1 protein-coding gene is annotated in these 213 nt (G+C 62.0%); it reads left to right on the top strand.

The features are described 5' to 3' along the window. Positions 1-132: ATP-binding protein (locus AC3A6Y_RS35135; RefSeq protein WP_487872719.1), on the top strand; the 132-nt coding region annotated here is incomplete at its 5' end. Positions 133-213: the final 81 nt, after the last annotated feature.

The raw sequence follows: 213 nt of genomic DNA, 5'->3' as shown, positions 1-213 counted from the left end.
CTCGGCGATGCGACCATGGGCACCACCATCCTTGATCGGCTGATGCATCGTGCCGTCATGCTCGAGTTCGAAGGCAGAAGCTACCGGCTGAAGGAGGCCGCCGCACGCCTGGCGATCGCGGCCGAGGCGTGACCGATCAATAATGCAATCCTCGTCCTGCCCTGGAGGAATTTGAGTGTCCACGGGTGGGGGAGTTTGAAGTGTCGATCGGGG

The organism is Variovorax sp. Soil_C_17, assembly GCF_057657265.1.
The sequence above is the reverse complement of the archived record's forward strand: the minus strand, read 5'-3'. Positions and strand labels throughout refer to the sequence as shown.